We start from the raw sequence: 593 nt of genomic DNA, 5'->3' as shown, positions 1-593 counted from the left end.
AATTCACTCTAAATCTTGCTCAGGAAAAAACTGACAATAAATGAATTATCGACAGAGTCTTACCTGATAATCTTATGACGCCAGATCATCCCGGTAAGCACCCACACGAATTACTTATGCAGATTATTAAAGAACGTGCTTCTCATCGAAGCGGGTCGCACATATTACAGCATGTGCTTTTTGTGTCAAGCGTTATTTACGCTCTTCACTGTGAAGCCAGAGCTTCGAAATTAAGNCGATGACCTACTCTCACATGGGGAGACCCCACACTACCATCGGCGATACTGCGTTTCACTTCTGAGTTCGGAATGGATTCAGGTGGTTCCACAGTTCTATTGTCGTCAAGCAAACCGTTTTGCTGAGCGTCCGTCTTATGCTCCGTGGAGCGGCGCGCTGTCAGCGAATAGGGTTGGATACATGAGTATGAATATTCTCGTTTTTTTTGCGAACCGACGTCACTGGTCGATGTTACGTAACCGTTTACCGGTTTGGGTGTTATATGGTCAAGCCTCACGGGCAATTAGTATCAGTTAGCTCAACGCCTCACAACGCTTACACACCTGACCTATCAACCTGGTGGTCTTCCAGGGCCC

General features: G+C 46.5%; 2 rRNA genes. Both read right to left on the bottom strand.

The annotated features are described in order from the left end of the window. Positions 1-230: 230 nt before the first annotated feature. Positions 231-346: ribosomal RNA gene (gene rrf, locus OUO13_RS02695) — 5S ribosomal RNA — on the bottom strand. A gap of 153 nt (positions 347-499) precedes the next feature. Further along, positions 500-593: ribosomal RNA gene (locus OUO13_RS02690) — 23S ribosomal RNA — on the bottom strand; the annotation flags it as partial.

Origin of the sequence: Parathalassolituus penaei (assembly GCF_026626885.1) — a bacterium.
In the GTDB taxonomy this organism is placed as follows: Bacteria; Pseudomonadota; Gammaproteobacteria; order Pseudomonadales; family Oceanobacteraceae; genus Oceanobacter; species Oceanobacter penaei.
Note: the sequence above shows the minus strand (reverse complement) of the source record. Positions and strands in the feature narration are given on the sequence as shown.